Source organism: Campylobacter sp. MG1 (genome assembly GCF_026616895.1).
In the GTDB taxonomy this organism is placed as follows: Bacteria; Campylobacterota; Campylobacteria; order Campylobacterales; family Campylobacteraceae; genus Campylobacter_E.
In genome coordinates this window covers 1-20,564 of the sequence record NZ_JANYME010000016.1, presented here as the reverse complement: position 1 = coordinate 20,564, position 20,564 = coordinate 1, and the positions used below count along the sequence as shown (strand labels likewise).

The 20,564-nt window shown below is 28.3% G+C and carries 16 protein-coding genes and 2 CRISPR repeat arrays; of the genes, 5 read left to right on the top strand and 11 right to left on the bottom strand.

Annotation, left to right across the window (positions count from 1 at the left end):
* Nucleotides 1-2,941: direct repeats of the CRISPR family, unit length 37 nt; unit sequence GTTTCAAACCGTGTTGTGATAGAATTAGGTTTGCAAT.
* 266 nt (nucleotides 2,942-3,207) lie between these two features.
* The 11 genes from cas4 to NY022_RS08995 all read right to left on the bottom strand — a co-directional run bounded on the left by cas4 (nucleotide 3,208) and on the right by NY022_RS08995 (nucleotide 16,637).
* Nucleotides 3,208-3,780, bottom strand: a complete 573-nt coding sequence (gene cas4 / locus NY022_RS09045; RefSeq protein WP_267525465.1) for a CRISPR-associated protein Cas4 — start codon at nucleotides 3,778-3,780, stop codon at nucleotides 3,208-3,210.
* A 7-nt stretch (nucleotides 3,781-3,787) separates the two neighbouring features.
* Entirely contained in the window at nucleotides 3,788-4,471 is a 684-nt protein-coding gene (locus tag NY022_RS09040; protein ID WP_267525464.1) for a TRM11 family SAM-dependent methyltransferase, read from the bottom strand.
* Nucleotides 4,464-4,997: a hypothetical protein gene (locus NY022_RS09035; protein ID WP_267525462.1), complete on the bottom strand. Its 534-nt coding sequence runs from the start codon at nucleotides 4,995-4,997 to the stop codon at nucleotides 4,464-4,466. Before NY022_RS09035 ends, NY022_RS09040 begins: the two co-directional genes overlap by 8 nt.
* Nucleotides 4,998-4,999: 2 nt before the next feature.
* Complete coding sequence (locus NY022_RS09030) at nucleotides 5,000-5,848, bottom strand: DNA adenine methylase (protein ID WP_267525460.1); 849 nt, start codon at nucleotides 5,846-5,848, stop codon at nucleotides 5,000-5,002.
* Between the two features lie 132 nt (nucleotides 5,849-5,980).
* Nucleotides 5,981-6,247 carry a CRISPR-associated endonuclease Cas2 gene (gene cas2 / locus NY022_RS09025; protein ID WP_267525458.1) on the bottom strand — a complete coding sequence of 89 codons (267 nt, stop codon included), beginning with the start codon at nucleotides 6,245-6,247 and terminating at the stop codon, nucleotides 5,981-5,983.
* Between the two features lie 2 nt (nucleotides 6,248-6,249).
* Nucleotides 6,250-7,206 (bottom strand): CRISPR-associated endonuclease Cas1, encoded by a 957-nt coding sequence (gene cas1 / locus NY022_RS09020; protein ID WP_267525457.1) that lies wholly within the window; start codon nucleotides 7,204-7,206, stop codon nucleotides 6,250-6,252.
* Entirely contained in the window at nucleotides 7,200-11,159 is a 3,960-nt protein-coding gene (locus tag NY022_RS09015; protein ID WP_267525454.1) for an HNH endonuclease domain-containing protein, read from the bottom strand. Before NY022_RS09015 ends, cas1 begins: the two co-directional genes overlap by 7 nt.
* Before the next feature lie 305 nt (nucleotides 11,160-11,464).
* A CRISPR array of direct repeats spans nucleotides 11,465-14,445; the repeat unit is 37 nt; unit sequence ATTGCAAACCTAATTCTATCACAACACGGTTTGAAAC.
* A gap of 225 nt (nucleotides 14,446-14,670) precedes the next feature.
* Nucleotides 14,671-14,946 carry a hypothetical protein gene (locus tag NY022_RS09010; protein ID WP_267525453.1) on the bottom strand — a complete coding sequence of 92 codons (276 nt, stop codon included), beginning with the start codon at nucleotides 14,944-14,946 and terminating at the stop codon, nucleotides 14,671-14,673.
* Nucleotides 14,947-14,982: 36 nt separating this feature from the next.
* Complete coding sequence (locus tag NY022_RS09005) at nucleotides 14,983-15,828, bottom strand: hypothetical protein (protein ID WP_267525450.1); 846 nt, start codon at nucleotides 15,826-15,828, stop codon at nucleotides 14,983-14,985.
* Between the two features lie 41 nt (nucleotides 15,829-15,869).
* Nucleotides 15,870-16,040, bottom strand: a complete 171-nt coding sequence (locus NY022_RS09000) for a hypothetical protein (protein WP_267525448.1) — start codon at nucleotides 16,038-16,040, stop codon at nucleotides 15,870-15,872.
* Nucleotides 16,041-16,316: 276 nt separating this feature from the next.
* Nucleotides 16,317-16,637, bottom strand: a complete 321-nt coding sequence (locus tag NY022_RS08995) for a hypothetical protein (RefSeq protein ID WP_267525446.1) — start codon at nucleotides 16,635-16,637, stop codon at nucleotides 16,317-16,319.
* 844 nt (nucleotides 16,638-17,481) lie between these two features.
* Between NY022_RS08995 and NY022_RS08990 the strand changes: the two genes are divergently transcribed.
* From NY022_RS08990 to NY022_RS08970, 5 genes are all read left to right on the top strand, one after another.
* Nucleotides 17,482-17,883: a hypothetical protein gene (locus NY022_RS08990; protein ID WP_267525444.1), complete on the top strand. Its 402-nt coding sequence runs from the start codon at nucleotides 17,482-17,484 to the stop codon at nucleotides 17,881-17,883.
* 230 nt (nucleotides 17,884-18,113) lie between these two features.
* Nucleotides 18,114-18,578, top strand: coding sequence for a hypothetical protein (locus NY022_RS08985; protein ID WP_267525442.1), 465 nt, complete (start codon nucleotides 18,114-18,116; stop codon nucleotides 18,576-18,578).
* A 21-nt stretch (nucleotides 18,579-18,599) separates the two neighbouring features.
* Nucleotides 18,600-18,827 carry a hypothetical protein gene (locus NY022_RS08980; RefSeq protein WP_267525440.1) on the top strand — a complete coding sequence of 76 codons (228 nt, stop codon included), beginning with the start codon at nucleotides 18,600-18,602 and terminating at the stop codon, nucleotides 18,825-18,827.
* Entirely contained in the window at nucleotides 18,787-19,071 is a 285-nt protein-coding gene (locus tag NY022_RS08975; RefSeq protein WP_267525438.1) for a hypothetical protein, read from the top strand. The genes NY022_RS08980 and NY022_RS08975 overlap by 41 nt, the downstream gene beginning before the upstream one ends.
* A 46-nt stretch (nucleotides 19,072-19,117) precedes the next feature.
* Complete coding sequence (locus NY022_RS08970; RefSeq protein ID WP_324287474.1) at nucleotides 19,118-19,540, top strand: DUF4352 domain-containing protein; 423 nt, start codon at nucleotides 19,118-19,120, stop codon at nucleotides 19,538-19,540.
* Nucleotides 19,541-20,564: the final 1,024 nt, after the last annotated feature.

Genomic DNA, 20,564 nt, shown 5'->3' with positions numbered 1-20,564 from the left:
GTTTCAAACCGTGTTGTGGTAGAATTAGGTTTGCAATATAAATGGTTCACTTGATATTACAGGCAATATTAGCACGTTTCAAACCATGTTGTGGTAGAATTAGGTTTGCAATCGTACGATTTAGCGAATGAAAACTATTTAATACAAGTTTCAAACCGTGTTGTGGTAGAATTAGGTTTGCAATATAAATGGTTCACTTGATATTACAGGCAATATTAGCACGTTTCAAACCATGTTGTGGTAGAATTAGGTTTGCAATCGTACGATTTAGCGAATGAAAACTATTTAATACAAGTTTCAAACCGTGTTGTGGTAGAATTAGGTTTGCAATTTATCAAAATCATCTCATTTTGGGGGAAGTTTATCGGTTTCAAACCGTGTTGTGGTAGAATTAGGTTTGCAATATAATCTTCCATTTTTGGAGTATGATTTTAAAGATGTTTCAAACCGTGTTGTGATAGAATTAGGTTTGCAATGTATTTGTTTCAGTATTTGTTTCAGTTTTTTCGTTGTTTCAAACCGTGTTGTGATAGAATTAGGTTTGCAATCCATCTGAACCAATATCTGCTCCTAATACAATATTGTTTCAAACCGTGTTGTGATAGAATTAGGTTTGCAATTGTATGGTATTTTGCATATTGTTTTGATACTACGTTTCAAACCGTGTTGTGATAGAATTAGGTTTGCAATCTACAACTATTACTTTTGACGCTGCAAAAGGCTTTACGTTTCAAACCGTGTTGTGATAGAATTAGGTTTGCAATGTTAAAGGGCTATCATTATAAAATTCATATATTTGGTTTCAAACCGTGTTGTGATAGAATTAGGTTTGCAATGGAATATGAAAATGGGTTAATTTATGAAAAACTTCGGTTTCAAACCGTGTTGTGATAGAATTAGGTTTGCAATGTAAGCTGTTGCATAGCTTTATTAAAATCATCGTTGTTTCAAACCGTGTTGTGATAGAATTAGGTTTGCAATTAAGCATTCTAATTGATTAAGTAAAACGCTCCTTAAGTTTCAAACCGTGTTGTGATAGAATTAGGTTTGCAATCGTTTAAGCGTTCATTTGAGAATATGGTCCTTTATACGTTTCAAACCGTGTTGTGATAGAATTAGGTTTGCAATGAGATTATAGAGTTATGTTTAGCTCATACGGTAGGGTTTCAAACCGTGTTGTGATAGAATTAGGTTTGCAATTGAGTAAATTTTTTTATTTAATTCGTGATTTTTTGGGGTTTCAAACCGTGTTGTGATAGAATTAGGTTTGCAATGAAAGAAAAGTAATGATGATGAAACAACAATTAGGTTTCAAACCGTGTTGTGATAGAATTAGGTTTGCAATTTTTTACCTTTTTTTTTATTTTTAAGTAGGTGGAAGTTTCAAACCGTGTTGTGATAGAATTAGGTTTGCAATATCCAAAATTAATATACACTAATAATGTACAAGCAGAGTTTCAAACCGTGTTGTGGTAGAATTAGGTTTGCAATGCCGCTGGTGGATATTGTGAGTTTAGAGTACTAAGGTTTCAAACCGTGTTGTGGTAGAATTAGGTTTGCAATTCATCACAAAAAATCTCAATCTCATCTCCTAGACGGTTTCAAACCGTGTTGTGGTAGAATTAGGTTTGCAATAATACTTGACCCACCTTATTTGCAGACTGATACTAGGTTTCAAACCGTGTTGTGGTAGAATTAGGTTTGCAATTTGCTATCGTGCTAAACATTGCACGAAAGCCGTGTGGTTTCAAACCGTGTTGTGGTAGAATTAGGTTTGCAATACAGCCATATTATGTTTTTGTCTTTTTTATTTTGGGTTTCAAACCGTGTTGTGATAGAATTAGGTTTGCAATTTAAAAAAAAATAAATTAACAATAAAAGACTTCTCAGTTTCAAACCGTGTTGTGATAGAATTAGGTTTGCAATAAAAGCTCTAAAAATTAAAAATAGACTTGATGAAAAGTTTCAAACCGTGTTGTGATAGAATTAGGTTTGCAATTTAAAGCTTCAAACCCAAAAATATGGGATGGTTTGTTTCAAACCGTGTTGTGATAGAATTAGGTTTGCAATTTTATTTTAAAAGTTCCAGCACTTCCACCTCCACCACGTTTCAAACCGTGTTGTGATAGAATTAGGTTTGCAATGTTGAGTGGTTGTGATGACGCTCAAGGTGGCACTGCTGTTTCAAACCGTGTTGTGATAGAATTAGGTTTGCAATTCCAAGCGATAGATTAAGAGCTAAATGTATTACTAGTTTCAAACCGTGTTGTGATAGAATTAGGTTTGCAATCACTTACGACTTACCTAAGCCATTGCAAGACAAAGGTTTCAAACCGTGTTGTGATAGAATTAGGTTTGCAATAAATTAGGTTTTGTTTTTTCCCAGTTGTATAGCGTGTTTCAAACCGTGTTGTGATAGAATTAGGTTTGCAATACAAAAATAGCTATTGCTAATCCAGATACTGTTTCTAGTTTCAAACCGTGTTGTGATAAAATTAGGTTTGCAATTATATTATACAATAATACACTGCCGATTTTTTTAAGTTTCAAACCGTGTTGTGATAGAATTAGGTTTGCAATTTATCGTGATTGTAAAGAAAAATTAAAAGCAGTGAGTTTCAAACCGTGTTGTGATAGAATTAGGTTTGCAATGTTATAACAAAGCTTATCAAGAAGCATATTATCGTTAGTTTCAAACCGTGTTGTGATAGAATTAGGTTTGCAATGAGTTTTATTGGATGGGTCTTTAAAATGTGATAAAGTTTCAAACCGTGTTGTGATAGAATTAGGTTTGCAATAAACAAGCGAGATGCTTATCATACAGCTATTGCTAGTTTCAAACCGTGTTGTGATAGAATTAGGTTTGCAATTAGGTCTTTTATCGTTTTTTGTTGCTTGTGGTGAGTTTCAAACCGTGTTGTGATAGAATTAGGTTTGCAATAGCAAGGAAAACTTGCTTATGTATCAAGTATTTGAAAGTTTTTAAAAAGTAGTGATTTTTCCACTTTTAAAATTCTTTCAAATTTTAGTACTTTAGTGGAAAAATTAAACCTATGTTTAGTTTGTATCACTAAAATTAAAAAGCAAATCTAATTCTATCACAACGAGCGTTTGAAATCATAAGTAGGTAGAAATACCGAAAAGTTAGTAAAATATCGGGCAACTGGCTTAGCCACCCCGATAAACTTTAACACAAACATACTAAATTTACTCCCTATCATCACAATAGTTAAAAAATTCACATTGATTACAAGCATTAAGACTAGCGCTACTATTTGGAAAAATTCCATTATCTAAAAGATTTTTCATATCTTTTACAGCTCTTTTAAGCCTAGCAAAATCATTCGGAAAAATATTAAAAACCTTATGTTTTAGATGATTTGATGAGCATAAAATCACTCTTTTGCAAGGCTTAGCATAAGTTTTACTAGCCATTTTTGCGTATGCTAGTAGTTGCATTTTCGCCCCGTTACTAAGATTTAGATTATTACTTTGTTTAAACTCAAGCACCACCACCTCATCAACCCCAACAAATAGCATATCACAAACCCCGCACAATTCTTCATCTTCTAAATATTGATTTTTATAGGCTTTATATTCGCTTAGCCCAAGTTTAGCAAATGTGCGACTTTTGAAAAGCTCGTCTTGCTTTTTATGAAAATTATTACCAAAATCTACATGCTTAGGATATTTTGGTGTAATATCACAAAAATTATAAAAATAAAATATCCTAGGACAAAACACAAACTGCCTAATCAAACTCGCCTTCAAAAGTTCCATGAAATTCCTATTTTCTAAATACAAAAATATACTCGTGAGCTATTAGTAAGAAATTATGTTTTATGCTATTTGTTTTCCAAAATCCTGTGGCTTTGCAATTAAACTGCTCTTTTATAATAGTTTCTTTTAGCGTAAAACCAGCGTTTAAAAATACTTGCATAGAATAAAATCCAAGAGGTATCATGCAACCATTTTTTCTAGTATCGCCTATCGTAATGGCACAAAAATGATTTTTCTTAAGCACTCTATTACATTCATTTGCAACATCTTTTAAAGCAATTAAAAATTCATCTATTTTAAGATGGGACAAATCACCTTGTATGTCATCGCTATATTTTATAATATTTGCATAAGGTGGATGTGTGCATATAAAATCTATGCTTTCATCTTTTATAAAGCTAAGTTTTCTTGCATCTTCATTATATAAATGAACGAAGCTTTTACTATCAAAATCACATTTTTGCTTACAAATTTCTATCGCATTTGGATTTATATCAACACCGATTGCATTGCGATTTAAAAGTTTTGCTTCTATTAAAGTTGTTCCGCTGCCAACAAATTGATCTAATATCAAATCATTTTCATTGCTATATCTTAAAATCAAATTTCTAGACACATAAGGAGAATAATTTCCCCTATATTTTGCATCGTGTGTAGCCCATTTGCCACGATTTATTATTAATTTAAACAAGCGTTTCTTCTTTTAATGCATTATAAAACATAGCTCTACCAGAATAATTCCAATAGGCACAATCTTGCTCTATAAATAGCCATTTTATAGCTAAAAATATAATTTGAATTGGATGTTTATTTCCTTCATAATCTGAAAAAACCATATTAATATTGTTTATATCTATATGATTACAATTATATATATTATTTAATACTTTTTTTACTTTATCATATTCTAAGTAATAATTGTTTTTTATTTCATTAAGTATATTTATTATATCTTTATAGCTTGGGCTAACATATCTTTTATTTTTTTTAAAATAAATTCCATCTATATTTACAGTAAAATCAAACCCTTTATTAAGTCTTGTAGGTCTTTTAAGATGAATATTATATTTATCGTATTGTTCAACATCGTATCTATATTTGCTTGCTAAATCACCCTTTCCTTTGCCCGGAATTTCTTTCAAGAACTGATTTATTAAATTAAGCCTTATTTCACATCTATCACCATCTGGTAATTTATAATTTATATTTTCTATCATTTTTATCCTTTATAATTTTTAATTAAAAGCTCAGTTATAGCGCCACGATTAGAAGCTTTTGAATTTATACACCTTGTAGCATTTATTCTTAAAATCACATAATTTTTATAAAGTTTATCAAAAAATTCATCATCTTTATTTATATTTTTAGGATCTGAATTACTTAGTAAAAACTTAGCCCCTAAATCATTACACTTATTTACAAACTCAGCCAATCTTATCTGCTCATTGTCATCAAAAATATTATTAAAATAGCTAGTAAATGAAGCTGTTTTACTAAGTGGGCGATAAGGTGGATCAAAATATATAAATGTTTTATCATCTATGTCATTTATTAAATTTTTATAATCTGAATTTTTTATAATGACATTTTTTAAAACTTTATGAACATTTAAAATATTTTCTTCATCGCATATCAAAGGGTTTTTGTATTTACCAAATGGGGTATTAAACTCACCACTTTTATTTAGTCTAAAAAGCCCATTAAAACAAGTTTTATTTAAAAATATAAAATATTTTGGCTCTTTTGTTTTATTAAATTTATTTCTTATTTGATAAAAAAATTCATCTTGTTTTTGGGTGCTTAAAAACTCATTTTGTAATGTTTTTAATTCATTTATTAGTTTTTGTGGGTCTTGTTTTATAAGTTCATAACATTTCATAAGACTTGAATTTATATCGTTTATTACGATTTTTTTAAATTTATATAATTTTACAATCTCAAACAACATTGCCCCACCACCAACAAAAGGCTCAACATAGGTTGTAAAATTATTCATATTTGGCAAGTTGTTTATTAAGGTTGGCAGTAATTGTCTTTTGCCACCAGCCCATTTTACAAATGGTTTCATTTTCCCTAATTCCTATTTCAAATTCTTTCTTTTTTCATCGTTTTACTCAAACATACGAAATTTATACTAAGCAATAAATTTTACAAACAACATTTAAGCCTAATCATATCCAAGCTAAACATACGAAATTTGCTAAATACTATCAAAACTAAGTTGCTCTAAATCAGCCTTTTTATAGCCGTACGTATCGTCTAAATCTATCTCGCACCTACACAAAAACGCCTTACCCCCATCATCACAAAGCTTTTTAAAAAGCTCTTTTACCACCTTTATCTCACTTTTGCTAAGCTCTCCATAAAAGACTGATTTTTGGATATTTAAAAGTCCTAAATCCTTTAACTCTTCAAAAAGCTTTATTCGTGATTTGTTATCTTCTATATCGTAGCTTACAATATACACGCTCACCACCTAAACACATAAGAATGATAATTATTCGCACCGCACAAAAACCCACTAAGCTTATAAACTTGTCTTTGTATGATGCTTTCAAGACTTAGTTTAGAGTGATTATATGGCAACTTTTTAGCAAGTGAGCTAAAAATCTCATTTGAAATTAGCTTTTTACACTCATTAAAATCGCCCTTTAGCTGATGCCTTAGCTTGATAATATTTCTATCAACTAAAAAACTTCTATACTCCTCCATAATGTCCAAAACTAACGATGGCTTAGCACTTCTTAAGCTATGAAGCACTCCAAAATATGGGTTTAACCCTGCGTTTATCACGCTTTTATAAATTATGTTTAAAAGTATTGCGTAGCCGTAATTTAGGGCTTTATTTACATTATCATCTGCAAATCTGCCCGTGCGATTTACAAACTCATCCCCTAAAAGCCTTGTTTGTCTAAGATAATCAAAATAAACTTTTGCCGCACTTCCTTCAATGCCAAAAATGCTATCTTTTGTCATTTTATAAGTTTTTAGCTCGTTAATAAATATTTTTAATTGCTCGGTGGTTTTTTGTTTTAGCAAATCATTTTGCAAATACCTTGAAAAGTATAAAATCGTGGAGCGTTGGTTTTTGATTTTACCTATGATTAGCTCTTTTGCTAAGGCTAGGTCTTTGCCGTTTTGTTCGCTTAAAATCTGATGTTTTATCACATTTACGCTTTTATGCTCGTGTAAAGTGTGTAAAGCTAAATGAGATTTAAAATCATTAAAAAATATCTTAACCCCACGCACTCCACAAGCATAGGCTAAGTCACTACTTAGTCCTACACCACGAGATTTTATACTTATGGTTTTTAGGTTTTTAAGTGGATATTCTTTGATTAACTCTCCATCTTTTTTAACTACTAATCTAGCCGATTTTAGCCCCAAATACACCCCGTAAGAATTCACTACGAGATGTTTTAGCATATATTATCTTTCATTAATTTTTTATGATTTGCTAAGGTACTTTGAACTCTAAAACCAAGACCTAAAATTTTACTTGTATTTTTTATAATAGTTGCATCATATTCATAAGGTTTTCCTACATAATCTTTTAATTCCTTATTCAAGCACTCTTCACAAAACTCAACCCATTGTTTATTATTTTTATTTATTGAATTATTAAATATATCTAAATTATATCCTAACAAATCTTTATCTAACTCAACCATCACCCTATGTCTTTTTGCTTCACTAACTATAAAATCAAGCTTTGAGATTTTTTCTGGTAAGTTATTTTTAATGCTTATTTTATAGATTTCTTTAGCATTTTCGCTAAGGTTTAAAATATCTAAAATATCAACTATTTTAAGTGGTAAAACATTCTTGCTATGATATTTTATACCTACTATTTTTTCATTATCAAAATAATTTTTTGTAGCTATGTTTTCATTTGCTAAACCTTCATAACCTGTATTTCTACGCACCACAAAACTAGCTGCACTAGCTACACTTAGCGAGTATGTAACACGGCGTTTGTTTCTAGCTCTTTTTATATCTTTTTGATTGCCTGTGTAGAAATTATTTATATAAAGCTTATGGATTTTTTCTACTTCATTTTTAGTTTTTACTTCATTTTTTACTAGGATTTCATAGAACTTTTCTATATTTGCACCATTATCTTTAGGCTTGATTAACTCGCCACTTTTAGCATCAAAAAATATATCTAAAACATCTTTTCTAACACTTGATACCAAAAACTTATCTAAAAATTTAATTTTTTCTAGTGTTTTTATATCTTTTGCCTCAAAACTTGCAAAGATTAAATCAAAAACTTTTTTGGTATTTATGTAAAATTTCGTTTGTTTAGACTTTTGAACTTCCATTAGCAAATCAAGTTCTTTTAAAATACCCAATTGCTTATCACTTAAAGCCTTAGCATTTTCGTATCTAAGCGAGTAAATCGTATCTTTAAATAGTTGTTTTCTTGAGATTTTATCTTGGCTTAGTTCTAAGTATTTTTGGCTTTGTATATTTTTTATCTCGCTTTCTTTTAGATAAATCTCACTAAATTTAAACTTTGGTTCAAACTTCACATTCTCATGTATAGCTACCACCTTTTTATCCTTAATAGCACTAGCTATATAAAACACCACACTAGCATCTATACAATGGCTATGGCTTGATTGTTTTTCCTCCTTTGCTATCTGTGGCAACTCTTCGCTCAGCTCTTTTCTAATAGCACTTGTTAATTTACTATCAACAAAATTAACTTTTATATTTAGAGTGTTATTTTTAGCTAAAGCATTTTGAACCATCAATCTTGCAAGGCGTTTTTGCGTTCCATTTGTGCTAGTTTTTTGTTTATCCTTTGCTAAAAGCTTTAAAGCTATTTTATAAAAATTTTCATTTGGCATAAAAAGTGCCATTTGGAAAGCTATTTGCTCCTTTATTTTTAAGTTTTTAAAGTTTGTGTATTTTTTGATATCTATCGCATTTAGGGTTTTGTCTATAAATGACTTTAATTCATTTTCATTCTTAACTTCACATTTTCTAAAAATATCTTTTTTGTAATTTTCATGCAAATCATTAAAATACATACAACCATCACTTTTTCTAAAGTTTTCGTATGATTTTACAGGGATTAAATTCGCTTGTGAGTTGTACTTACATTTGCTTCTTGGTAAGATATGATCATACTCAGCATTTTTTAAATTCACAGGCTCTCCACTATAAGGGCATATAGCGAAACGCTCTTTTGGTTTTCTTTTTACTTTAGTTTTTGTAAGCTCTTTTACCGCCGTTTCAAAGGTAAAGGCATTTTGTTCTATATTTATACTCAATTCTTCAGTATCACTTAAATCCAAATCACTCACTATTTCATAAGCAAGCCTATCGATATACATTTCCACCCTACCGTTTATAAGCCTTGCACTATCAGAGCCTAAGGCTGAACACATAGCCTTATCACCGCTAATTCTAAGAAGGTTTTCAGTAGCGTGAGTTTGACATAGTTTATGAAAGCCTTTTTGCTCATCAAAAATAATATTTGCGGTTTGCAAAAGGTAGTTTATGATGGTGTTTTGCTCTTCTTCATCTTTTATAAATGCAAATTCCTTAATGCTTTTTAGTTTTTTATAAACAAGCATATAGTCATCTTTTATCTTTTTTAAATCATTATCATCTTGCACATTGCTTTCTAAGAGTTCATAAAAACTGTTTTGATAACCTTTTGCCGTTTCACTAAGATGAGTTAAAAATCCTTTTAAAGTAGAGTTGCCTTTATATTTGCTATTTTTATCATTTATAAAATCACTTATATTTTTTACTTCTTCTTTGCTAAAAGCATCTTTTTTACCCAATAAAATGCTTAAATGAATGTGTTTTGAATTGTTTTTATACGGAGTATGGCACCCACAGGGCTTTAAAATCTTAGCTTTTAAAATACCTTTTTTGGCTAAAAGCAATTCATCATAATATCTACTAGCAAAATCTTTTAAAGCATTAAAATCGCTATCGTTTAAACAAATTTGCTCCTTAAAATACCAACCATGCTCATCAAAACTTCTAGGATACAGCTTAATATCTTCTAAATACCCTTTTGATATATCTAAAAATCTTTGAAAAACCACTTTTAACTCATTTTCATCCAGCTCATCGTATTGTTTGATAACGCCGTTTTCATCCATAGTAAGGCTTGAAAAATTTGGATTGTCTAAGATGTGTTTTAGGCAAGTTTTAAGTCTATCGCTTAAACAATCTTTCAAAACTAAAGAATAACAAGTTTGCGGGTGTTTATTATTCATTCTCTCATATGGTGGAATGCTTGTTATAGGGTCGTTTTTACATAGATATTCAAAAGATGATTTTTTTAGATTTTTTAACATTGTGCGTTTGTTTTCTAACTCTTTTTCGCCTTTAAAAGAAAGAAAATTTATATTTTTTATACTTACTTTTTTAAGTTTTTCATCATCAAAAGCATCATCAAATTTATTGTTAAAATATTTTCTTAAAACCCTTGTTTGGTAGTTTGAGATATTGCCAATAAGGTTGGCAAACTCATCATCGCTTATATTAAGCTTTGAAATTATGCTTTTAAATTCCACGCTTTTACAAAGCTCTTTTATATCTTTTAGATATTTTTCTCTATGTTTATTGTTTTTAAGCATTTCATTTCTTAAAGCTTCAAACATATCACTAATAGCCGTTCTATCACTTGATTTTAAACCTAGCTTATAAGTCATAATAGGCTCAGTTCTAAAAACCTCATCATTTGCTTTTAAAAATTCTAAAAACTCGCTATCTTTTGCATAATCTGATATTGTTTTTTTTAGCTTATTAAAACTATCACATTTTGAAAAATCTAAATGCTTAGGATATTTTTTCAAAATTTCATAAATTTCATCCATCTCTAGCAGCTTTTTAAACTCTACCTTTTGTCCACTTTCTACTTTTTGCAAAATTAATTCATTTTGCTGTGCTAAAAATTCACAAAACTCACCCTCATCATAATCATTTGCAAATTTTGAAAGCCTTAGCTCATAATCATCTTTATTTACACAACCCTTAAACTCATAGCCATCAATTTCGTTTAACACTTCTAGGCTTTCATCGCTTAAATCATTTTCAAACTCTATATTTATATAGTTAAATCCACGATTTTTAAGCAGTCCATATATTAGTTCAAGTTCGTTTTGACTTAAATCTTTTATTTTGATTTTATTTAACAATTCATCTAAAAGTCTTCTAGCAAATTTTGCTCTTTTAAAAGCTCTTCTTTGATGTCTTTTAGAAGTTCTATCTTTTTTAAGGAAATTGATATCGCCATCTTTAAAGATATAATTAGCAGCGCTTTTGCTTACAATCTCATCGTTTTTTATATCTACAATATATACACCATTATTTTTAGCACCCATATCAATACTTATAACTTTTTTCATATTGTTTTCCTCTTATGATTTATTATAAATATAGTAGCATATTTAACTAAAAATAAATAATACAAATAAAAAATAATGTAGGGGGTGGCTAAGCCAGAGCCCCATTTGTAATACCCCTTTAGGTGTTTTCAAACTCTAATGTGTTGTGATAGAATTAGATTTGCTTTTTAATTTTAGTGATACAAACTAAACATAGGTTTAATTTTCCACTAAAGTGCCAAAATTTGAAAGAATTTTCAAAGTGGAAAAATCACTACTTTTTAAAAACTTTCAAATACTTGATACATAAGCAAGTTTTCCTTGCTATTGCAAACCTAATTCTATCACAACACGGTTTGAAACATGATGATTGGTGCTATTTCTTTTAATTTATATATATTGCAAACCTAATTCTATCACAACACGGTTTGAAACCTTCCAGCAACGCCAATTATTGCACCCATTTCGCATTGCAAACCTAATTCTATCACAACACGGTTTGAAACCTACCAAATGCTTTGACTTTCACGCCGTTACTGATTGCAAACCTAATTCTATCACAACACGGTTTGAAACACGAGTGAAATACACTTTCAATAAATCTTACATATTGCAAACCTAATTCTATCACAACACGGTTTGAAACTTCGCGCCTTTTGCTAATTCACCAACACCAACAAGTATTGCAAACCTAATTCTATCACAACACGGTTTGAAACACAAAGAAATTGCCAGGATACTTATAATCAAAAAATTGCAAACCTAATTCTATCACAACACGGTTTGAAACATGTAATGGTTCAAGATACTGCTTGGGAAGGATATGATTGCAAACCTAATTCTATCACAACACGGTTTGAAACATTCAAAAGCTCATCACGAGTATATTGTTCGTTTAGATTGCAAACCTAATTCTATCACAACACGGTTTGAAACCTTAATTTTTTATGTGTTAAACACTTACAAATAGATTGCAAACCTAATTCTATCACAACACGGTTTGAAACAAACTAAAAAATAAATTTTGGTTAAATAATCAAACAATTGCAAACCTAATTCTATCACAACACGGTTTGAAACTGTTCGTTTTGTAATGTTACATTTTCTAAAAACTCGATTGCAAACCTAATTCTATCACAACACGGTTTGAAACATATTTAACCCTATTTTAACCCAATAAATCCTACCTACATTGCAAACCTAATTCTATCACAACACGGTTTGAAACAAGAAAGTGCTATTTATATAGTTAGGCACCAAGGAATTGCAAACCTAATTCTATCACAACACGGTTTGAAACAGTCTTTAATTTGTGATAAAAGTTCATCATATTTAATTGCAAACCTAATTCTATCACAACACGGTTTGAAACGCGTCTTGTCCTTGAATACTAGGTTTTTCGTTATTTATTGCAAACCTAATTCTATCACAATACGGTTTGAAACCGCAAATGCTTTTCATCTAGTAATTTAATTCTTTCTATTGCAAACCTAATTCTATCACAACACGGTTTGAAACGCTATAGTAAAAGATAAGCAAAAACTAGCTAGCAACATTGCAAACCTAATTCTATCACAACACGGTTTGAAACTGCTGTAAATGCCTATAAACTGTGTTATAGCTTTGATATTGCAAACCTAATTCTATCACAACACGGTTTGAAACAAAAAATAAGCCCAAGTTACCATTAGGAGTAGAATATTGCAAACCTAATTCTATCACAACACGGTTTGAAACGGTAAAACTACCCAGTCCCAAGTAATGATATCTCTAAATTGCAAACCTAATTCTATCACAACACGGTTTGAAACCTACTATGCCCTAATGATATAATTTATTATGAGCCTATTGCAAACCTAATTCTATCACAACACGGTTTGAAACAACTGTGAAGCTAAATTAAGCACTATTCTTTTATGCATTGCAAACCTAATTCTATCACAACACGGTTTGAAACCACTGGTACGCTCTTAAAGTATCATCATATGAACTTTATTGCAAACCTAATTCTATCACAACACGGTTTGAAACAACAAAATGTTTCACAGGAGCAAAAATCGTTTCAAGATTGCAAACCTAATTCTATCACAACACGGTTTGAAACTTACAAGCGATGATGATTTAAAAAGGCTATTTAATATTGTAAACCTAATTCTATCACAACACGGTTTGAAACAATAATATGTGAATGTAATAATAAAATAACATTTGAATTGCAAACCTAATTCTATCACAACACGGTTTGAAACTCATACGCAGCAATTTTTCTATTGCGTCCATTAAATTGCAAACCTAATTCTATCACAACACGGTTTGAAACCCTTTTTAATTATTTTTTTGATTCTTGTTTTTGTTATTGCAAACCTAATTCTATCACAACACGGTTTGAAACTCAGTTTTAAAAGCATTAGTAACCATTTTTCCAATAAATTGCAAACCTAATTCTATCACAACACGGTTTGAAACAATATGCTGACTATGGTGACAAGGGAGCTGGTAGAGATTGCAAACCTAATTCTATCACAACACGGTTTGAAACATTGAAGTTAATAAGGGAATAGAATTTTTATTTAAAATTGCAAACCTAATTCTATCACAACACGGTTTGAAACTGTACTAATTCATCACCTTCTACATCAACTCTTATAATTGCAAACCTAATTCTATCACAACACGGTTTGAAACATTAGCAACCCTTTGTCTTTAGTATTATTTACGCTTATTGCAAACCTAATTCTATCACAACACGGTTTGAAACATTAGCAACCCTTTGTCTTTAGTATTATTTACGCTTATTGCAAACCTAATTCTACCACAACACGGTTTGAAACTTAAAAATAATAAAATTAAATAAAATCTTTTTTTTAATTGCAAACCTAATTCTACCACAACACGGTTTGAAACCTATTAAGGGACAAATATGCATTATATGTTTTTACATTACAAACCTAATTCTACCACAACATGGTTTGAAACTTGACCTTGCTCTGTCAATAAAATATAATTTCTAGATTGCAAACCTAATTCTACCACAACATGGTTTGAAACATAAGGATAAGCCCAATTGTATAAATCCCTTTCGTTATTGCAAACCTAATTCTACCACAACATGGTTTGAAACATAATAAATGATGATATTAATATTTTAACTGATTGTTATTGCAAACCTAATTCTATCACAACACGGTTTGAAACATAAATTTGGCACTATTGCAAACCACATGGTTTGAAACCAAGAGGCAAAGAAAACGGCTCATTGTAAAGCGTCTAATTGCAAACCTACTTCTACCACAACATGGTTTGAAACATACCTGAATATAAGCCCATTTTAAACCCTTCTTAATGTTATTTATTTACAACACCCATAACTTTACGCTAGATAGGTGTAATTATAGAGGGGTTTAAAGCACTTCTAGGGAATTTGCTTAGGCTTTAAAAGGTCTTATCAGCCTTACGATTAGTTAGCCTTCCCTACCCGCCCAATTTTAAATTGCAAACCTAATTCTATCGCAAAAACTAAAACCACATATCTTCAAACTTTTTTTAGCTCATCTTTTGTTTTTATCAATTGCCTTTGTAAGCTTGCTTTATCTTTATTATTTGGAGTTTTAATTTTATCTTCTAGCCATTTTATTCTTCTATTTAATCTAATTTTATAAGAAATTTGATAATTTCTCTCCCTTTCACTCCAAACATCACTCTCATCTATAGCCTTTAAACCCTTTAAATCACACCATCTAAGGCTATCATCAAGCTTGATTTCTTCATCATCGCTCACTAGATAATAGCCATTATCAGTCTTTTGCACCAAATACTCTTCAAAAGCCCTTATACCAGCTTCTATCTACTTAATTATCGGCTCATTACAAAGCACAGCCTTAGAAAACTTAACAACATTCAAGCTTCTATCTTCGCCATAATCATAGTTATAAAAAGTGATTTTTTTAGGTAAATACTCTCTATTACTTATATTAATTAAATTTGGATTTTCAATTTCCCCTTCACTTATGCAAAAATCATTTCCAAACTCATAACCTTCAACACCATTATAACCAGATATTGAAATATCAAAAACATTATCTAAATCAAAATAACATTCTAATTCCGAAGAAGTATAAGAATTAGCCACTAAAGCGCAAGGTGTTTCTTCATAATCTACAAAATTTAAAAAGCCATCATTTATCCTACCATCAATGATAGCTCTTATTTGATTTGAATTCTCATAATAAGCTATAAGTTTGCTTTCGTTTTGTGGCAAAACTTTTTCATAATGCAAACTAAAATTATTTAAAAAATCAGCAATATCGCAAAAGCAAACACTTTTATCAATTTTAAAAAATCCATCTAAACAATCTCTCATTCCACTAGCATAAGAAAGGTTAAACTCATAAGTTTCAAGTGATTTTTTAAAGCCTTCAAAATATTCAACATATGGTAAGTTATCATCTTTTTCGCATTTTATTTCAGCTTTAAACCAATCAGGTAGATTTTCAAGGCTTAAATTTAACGCCTCGCCAAATATATCCAAATCAAAATCATACTCAAGCCTAATACTAAGTGGATGATAATATAATTTTATCTCATTTAAACTCACTCTATTTTTGCAATCTCCATAATTAAACTCCCATTTGCCATAAAACAATCTTTTGCCTATTGAAAAATTTGCATTTATATAATCAATTATATTCATATCAATCCTTCAAATATAATTTTATAATCACCAAAATTATATTAAATCCTACTAATTTCGTTTAAATCTTTATCCAACAGCTTTTTTAATTCATCACTTGCAAAAAATTCTTTACAATTTTTATCATTTGCATTTATATTTTTAATACGCAAAATACTATCTTTAGTACTTATTTTTACACAAGTAATACCATTTATCAAAAAACTCTTCATTAGAATTTATATTTGATTGTTCTAGTAACAATACAATATTAATCATTTTCTATTTTTTCAAAAAATTTAAAGATTATATGCAACACGAAAAAACAAAATTATTATATTTTAAGCTTTTATTAATAAATAATTATGTTTTACTTTTAGTGGAGCAAATTTTAAAATGAGAATTTTTATGAGTATATAATAAAAAGCTCTCGCTTTGCATTGTAAATTAAAATTAATTTTATATTTTAAACTAAGCGATAAGCTTTTAAAATTTTTATAGTTTTTTAATTATCTAAATTGCATTCTTTTAAATTTTGCTTTAGGTTTTGCTCCATTTATTGCTTTAGTAGCACCTATAAAAAGTACCACATCTATTAGAAGATAGAAATAGAACCCAAAATTAGTTAATTTATCAAAAAAACTATCACCTAAAAAACTAATAAAAAATATTACATAAGCTAATGCAAAAGCAAAAAGTGAAATTATACCTCCTGCACTACTCCCATCGTCGTAAGTAATTTCAGCTTGACAGCCCCTACATACTTTTACACCAAATCTTAATTCCTCATCACAAAAAGGACATATCATCGTTTTTGTATCTTTTGACATAATTTTCTCCTATTTTGATTTATTTGTTAAATAATAAAAAAAACAACGCATTGTAAATATTTTCAGCCTTTCGTAATACCTTAAATTACTTAATCGTATTGCTATTAGTTTTAAAAAACTTGTTTGTTTAGATTGATTAGAGCTTGGAAATACAAAAGAATTTAGATTTAATGAAATCTGATTCAAAAAACGATTATTGAGCAGTGTTTAAAGAAGGTGCTAGTTGTAAAAGTTGATAAAACCTTAGAAGTGTTATCACTATTAAATTAGTAAAAATAAAACTTTTTATTAAACCTTGCAATATTACTAAAATTTAAAATTTTTATAAAAAACAGTTTTAGATTTTATCATTAATGCGAGTGCGTCTTAGATGTATCAAGAACAAATCTTTATAAAAACTAAAAAAAGATGACTTATAAAAACAATTACTACTGTGATTTAAACATAAAAAATAATATTTAATATTTTATAAATCTAAGTAGCATATACTCTTAATAAACCAGTTTATCAAAAATCAAAATAAATTAACCTAAGTAGTAGCTAATATTTTGTAAAAACCCTAAACTAAACAAAATATATTGATGTTAGGTTTTAAAATATATAAAATAAATTCAATTAGTAGTTTAGCATTTTTTAAGATGCTAAATATAATTTAATAACTTAATTAAATTTACTATAGTTTTTAAGAATTTATTTAGTGTGTTTTTACATAATTTTATATTCACGCCACATAAAGAACACATAAAAACATTTACAATAAATACACAAAATTAGAATAAAAATTAATTTATTATCATAATTTCTAAAATTAAATTATATATAATTAAGCAAATATTAAGAATGGGTGGGGGTATTATGCTACTTTTTTAACAAAGGATTTTTATGTGCGAAATACCAAAAAAAAATTTTTGAAAAAATCAAAACAGATGGCTTATATACTTACAATAAAACTGATTTGTATGACTATCTCATATATCTACTAGATAAAAAAGAAAAATTACTAAGTAAATCAAACGATGAACTATCAAGACTTTTAAAGATAAGTCCTAGCAAAGTAAGCACATTAAGAGCAAATATAAGCGTGAAATTTATGGATGATAGCGAATACAAAGGCTTATTTTTAGACTTTTTATCACAGCTATCAAACAAAAATATAAAAGAAGATAATACCTACTACATATTCACAGTAGAAAATAAAGCCATAAGAAACTTTATAGAAGCAAAGCTAAAAGAGCATTGCCAATAATACAGCTAATTATACACTAAATAAAGAAAAAATCAAAATCTTAAAAAGTGATTTTATAACACTTTTAGAAAAGGAGAGTAATGGTAAAGAATATATACAAAAATTAACTAAAAAGCTAAAAACAACAAAAACTTTAGAAAAAACTATTGATATTTTTGCTGAGTTTTTTCCAGTTTTAAAAAATGCTAAAAATATTTGTGAAATTATAGAAAATAATTAATGAGATTTCAATGAAATTAAACAAAATTTTATTAAGTTTTCTTTTGTTTGCTTATGCTGCAAATTCGGCAGAATTTAAGCTTGAAAACACAACTAATGGGGATTATTTTAAAGTAAAAGATGGTGATTGCTTTTCATATGGATTTACACAAAATATCCATTCAGACGAATTAGTATTAACAGAATGGCTTCATTGCGATTTTAACATTACAACTAAAGAACAAATAGAAATTCTAGATTTAAAAATAAATCAAGATATACCAAAAAATTCAAACAATTGCAAACTAGATGCTACACAAGATTATAAAAAATCGCCAAATCAAGGTGTTTTAAAAGCAGGAGAAACTAGGTGGTATAATATTTCATGTTTTAATATTGATGATAAAGTAGCATTAAAAACTATAACAATTATCACAAATAAAAATACAGCAACATACAAAAACAATAAAACATATTCAAATGAAGATGTTTTATAAGAAAATAAAAAAGGAGTTAAAATGAAAAAAATATTAGGTCTTTTATTTTTATCGTATTCAGTATTAGGTGCAAATAGTTTATCTTTAGAAATAAAATGTAATCAAGAAAACAATTATGAAACTTGTGTGGACTTAAGCTATGACTATCTTAGCGAAATGGACAGAAGTGGTGGTTATGAACTTTTTGAAAAAGCTTGTAAAAACAAATATGCCAAAGGTTGCTATTCTATGGGTAGTATGGGAAAATGATTGGTATGGAAATGAAAATAGTGTTACGAATGCTATAAAATATTACACATTAGCTGGAGATATTGGATATTGCTTAGGATATATTAGAGCTGGAGATATCTACAATGAAAATAGTGAATTATCAGCGTATATAAATCCAGATTCAAAAAAAGCTAATAAATTCTATAACAAAGCTAAAGACTGCTATAAAATAGCATGTAAAAATGGAGATAAAGCTAGTTGCGAAGAATTAAAATTATTTTAGTAAATAAAAATTATTATTTTGAAATTAATTATACTAAAAACTAAGGATAAAAAATGAAAAATTTTTTAAATTTATTTTTGTAACAATCATTGTTATTATAGTATTAGGCATTATATTTGCAGGCGAAAACACTCCTAACGCTAAAGATTCCAACATCATTAAAATTGGAGAAACACTAAATACATCTAAATTTGCAATCACTGTACATAGCGTAAAAATAGCTCGTAATGTTAATACTAGTAATTTTCTAACAAATTTAGATGCAGAACAAGGTGTATTATATTTAATTATTGATGCTACTTTCAAAAATATATCTAAAGAAAGTAGAATGTTACTAGATGGAGATGTGCTAATTGTATCTAAAGATAATGGTGAAGCACTAAAATACGAAGTATCTGAAGTAATAATGCAAGATGATTGGGGGATATTTTTAGAACCTATGAATCCAGGACTTACAAAAAAGAACTAAAATAGTTTATAAAATTCCAAATAATTTATCAAATATAAGTATATATTACGTTCCTTTTTCTACTCCATCAAAAACATTTATAAAATTAGGAGATTATTAAAATAATTTAGCTTAATATTTATAAGAAATTAAATAATATTTAAACTAGACATTTTTGCCTAGTTTAAATAAACATGCAAATCCACTACTAAAAATAATATTTAAACTAATAAATATATAAATAACTTCTAAACATAAATATTAAAAAATAAATTTCACTAAATGTAAATTTAATATCTCAATTAAATACTAATAAAAGTTATTTCTGTATTTTTTAATGCTTTTCTATATATAATTTAAATTCTCTTCTATCTATTTCAAAATACTACTTTATTCAAGTTTGTGATTGATATAAAAATTACCATTACAAAACATATTAAACAACAATATTTAACTACTTTTACTTTTATAAATAAAAACCTTAGCTTTTATGCAAAAAAGTAACCCGATAAACAATAATAAAAATTAAATCACTTAAATTAATATCCAATAACATTACAAATATAACCTTAACTAAGCAACATACGTTCCACACCTTAAAGCTATAAAATTACTCGTAAATAAAGACTCTAAAGCTAAATTTTAAAGAATAAAACAAATTTCACCAAAAATAATAAACTAAAGAAATAAAACATTAAATGAATCTATTATGAGTAAATAATTTTATTTAATTTTCTAATTAATTTTACTAATAGAATAACTAAATCTTATTTAACTTCATTATAATCTTTTATTTAACCTAACTCTCTTACAATCTAATATCTTTAACTTTTTATCATACTTTGCTTTAATTTTTCTTCTTTAATTTTTAACTTACCTTATTGTTGTTTTAATTTACTTCTTTGTCTTTAACCCTACCTACCTAAAAAACAATTAATCATCTAAGCTTATTAAATACATAATTCTTTAAACATATAAAGCTACTTAAATTAAATAAGCATACTCATATAAATATTTTATACATATAACTTATAAATACTTCTAG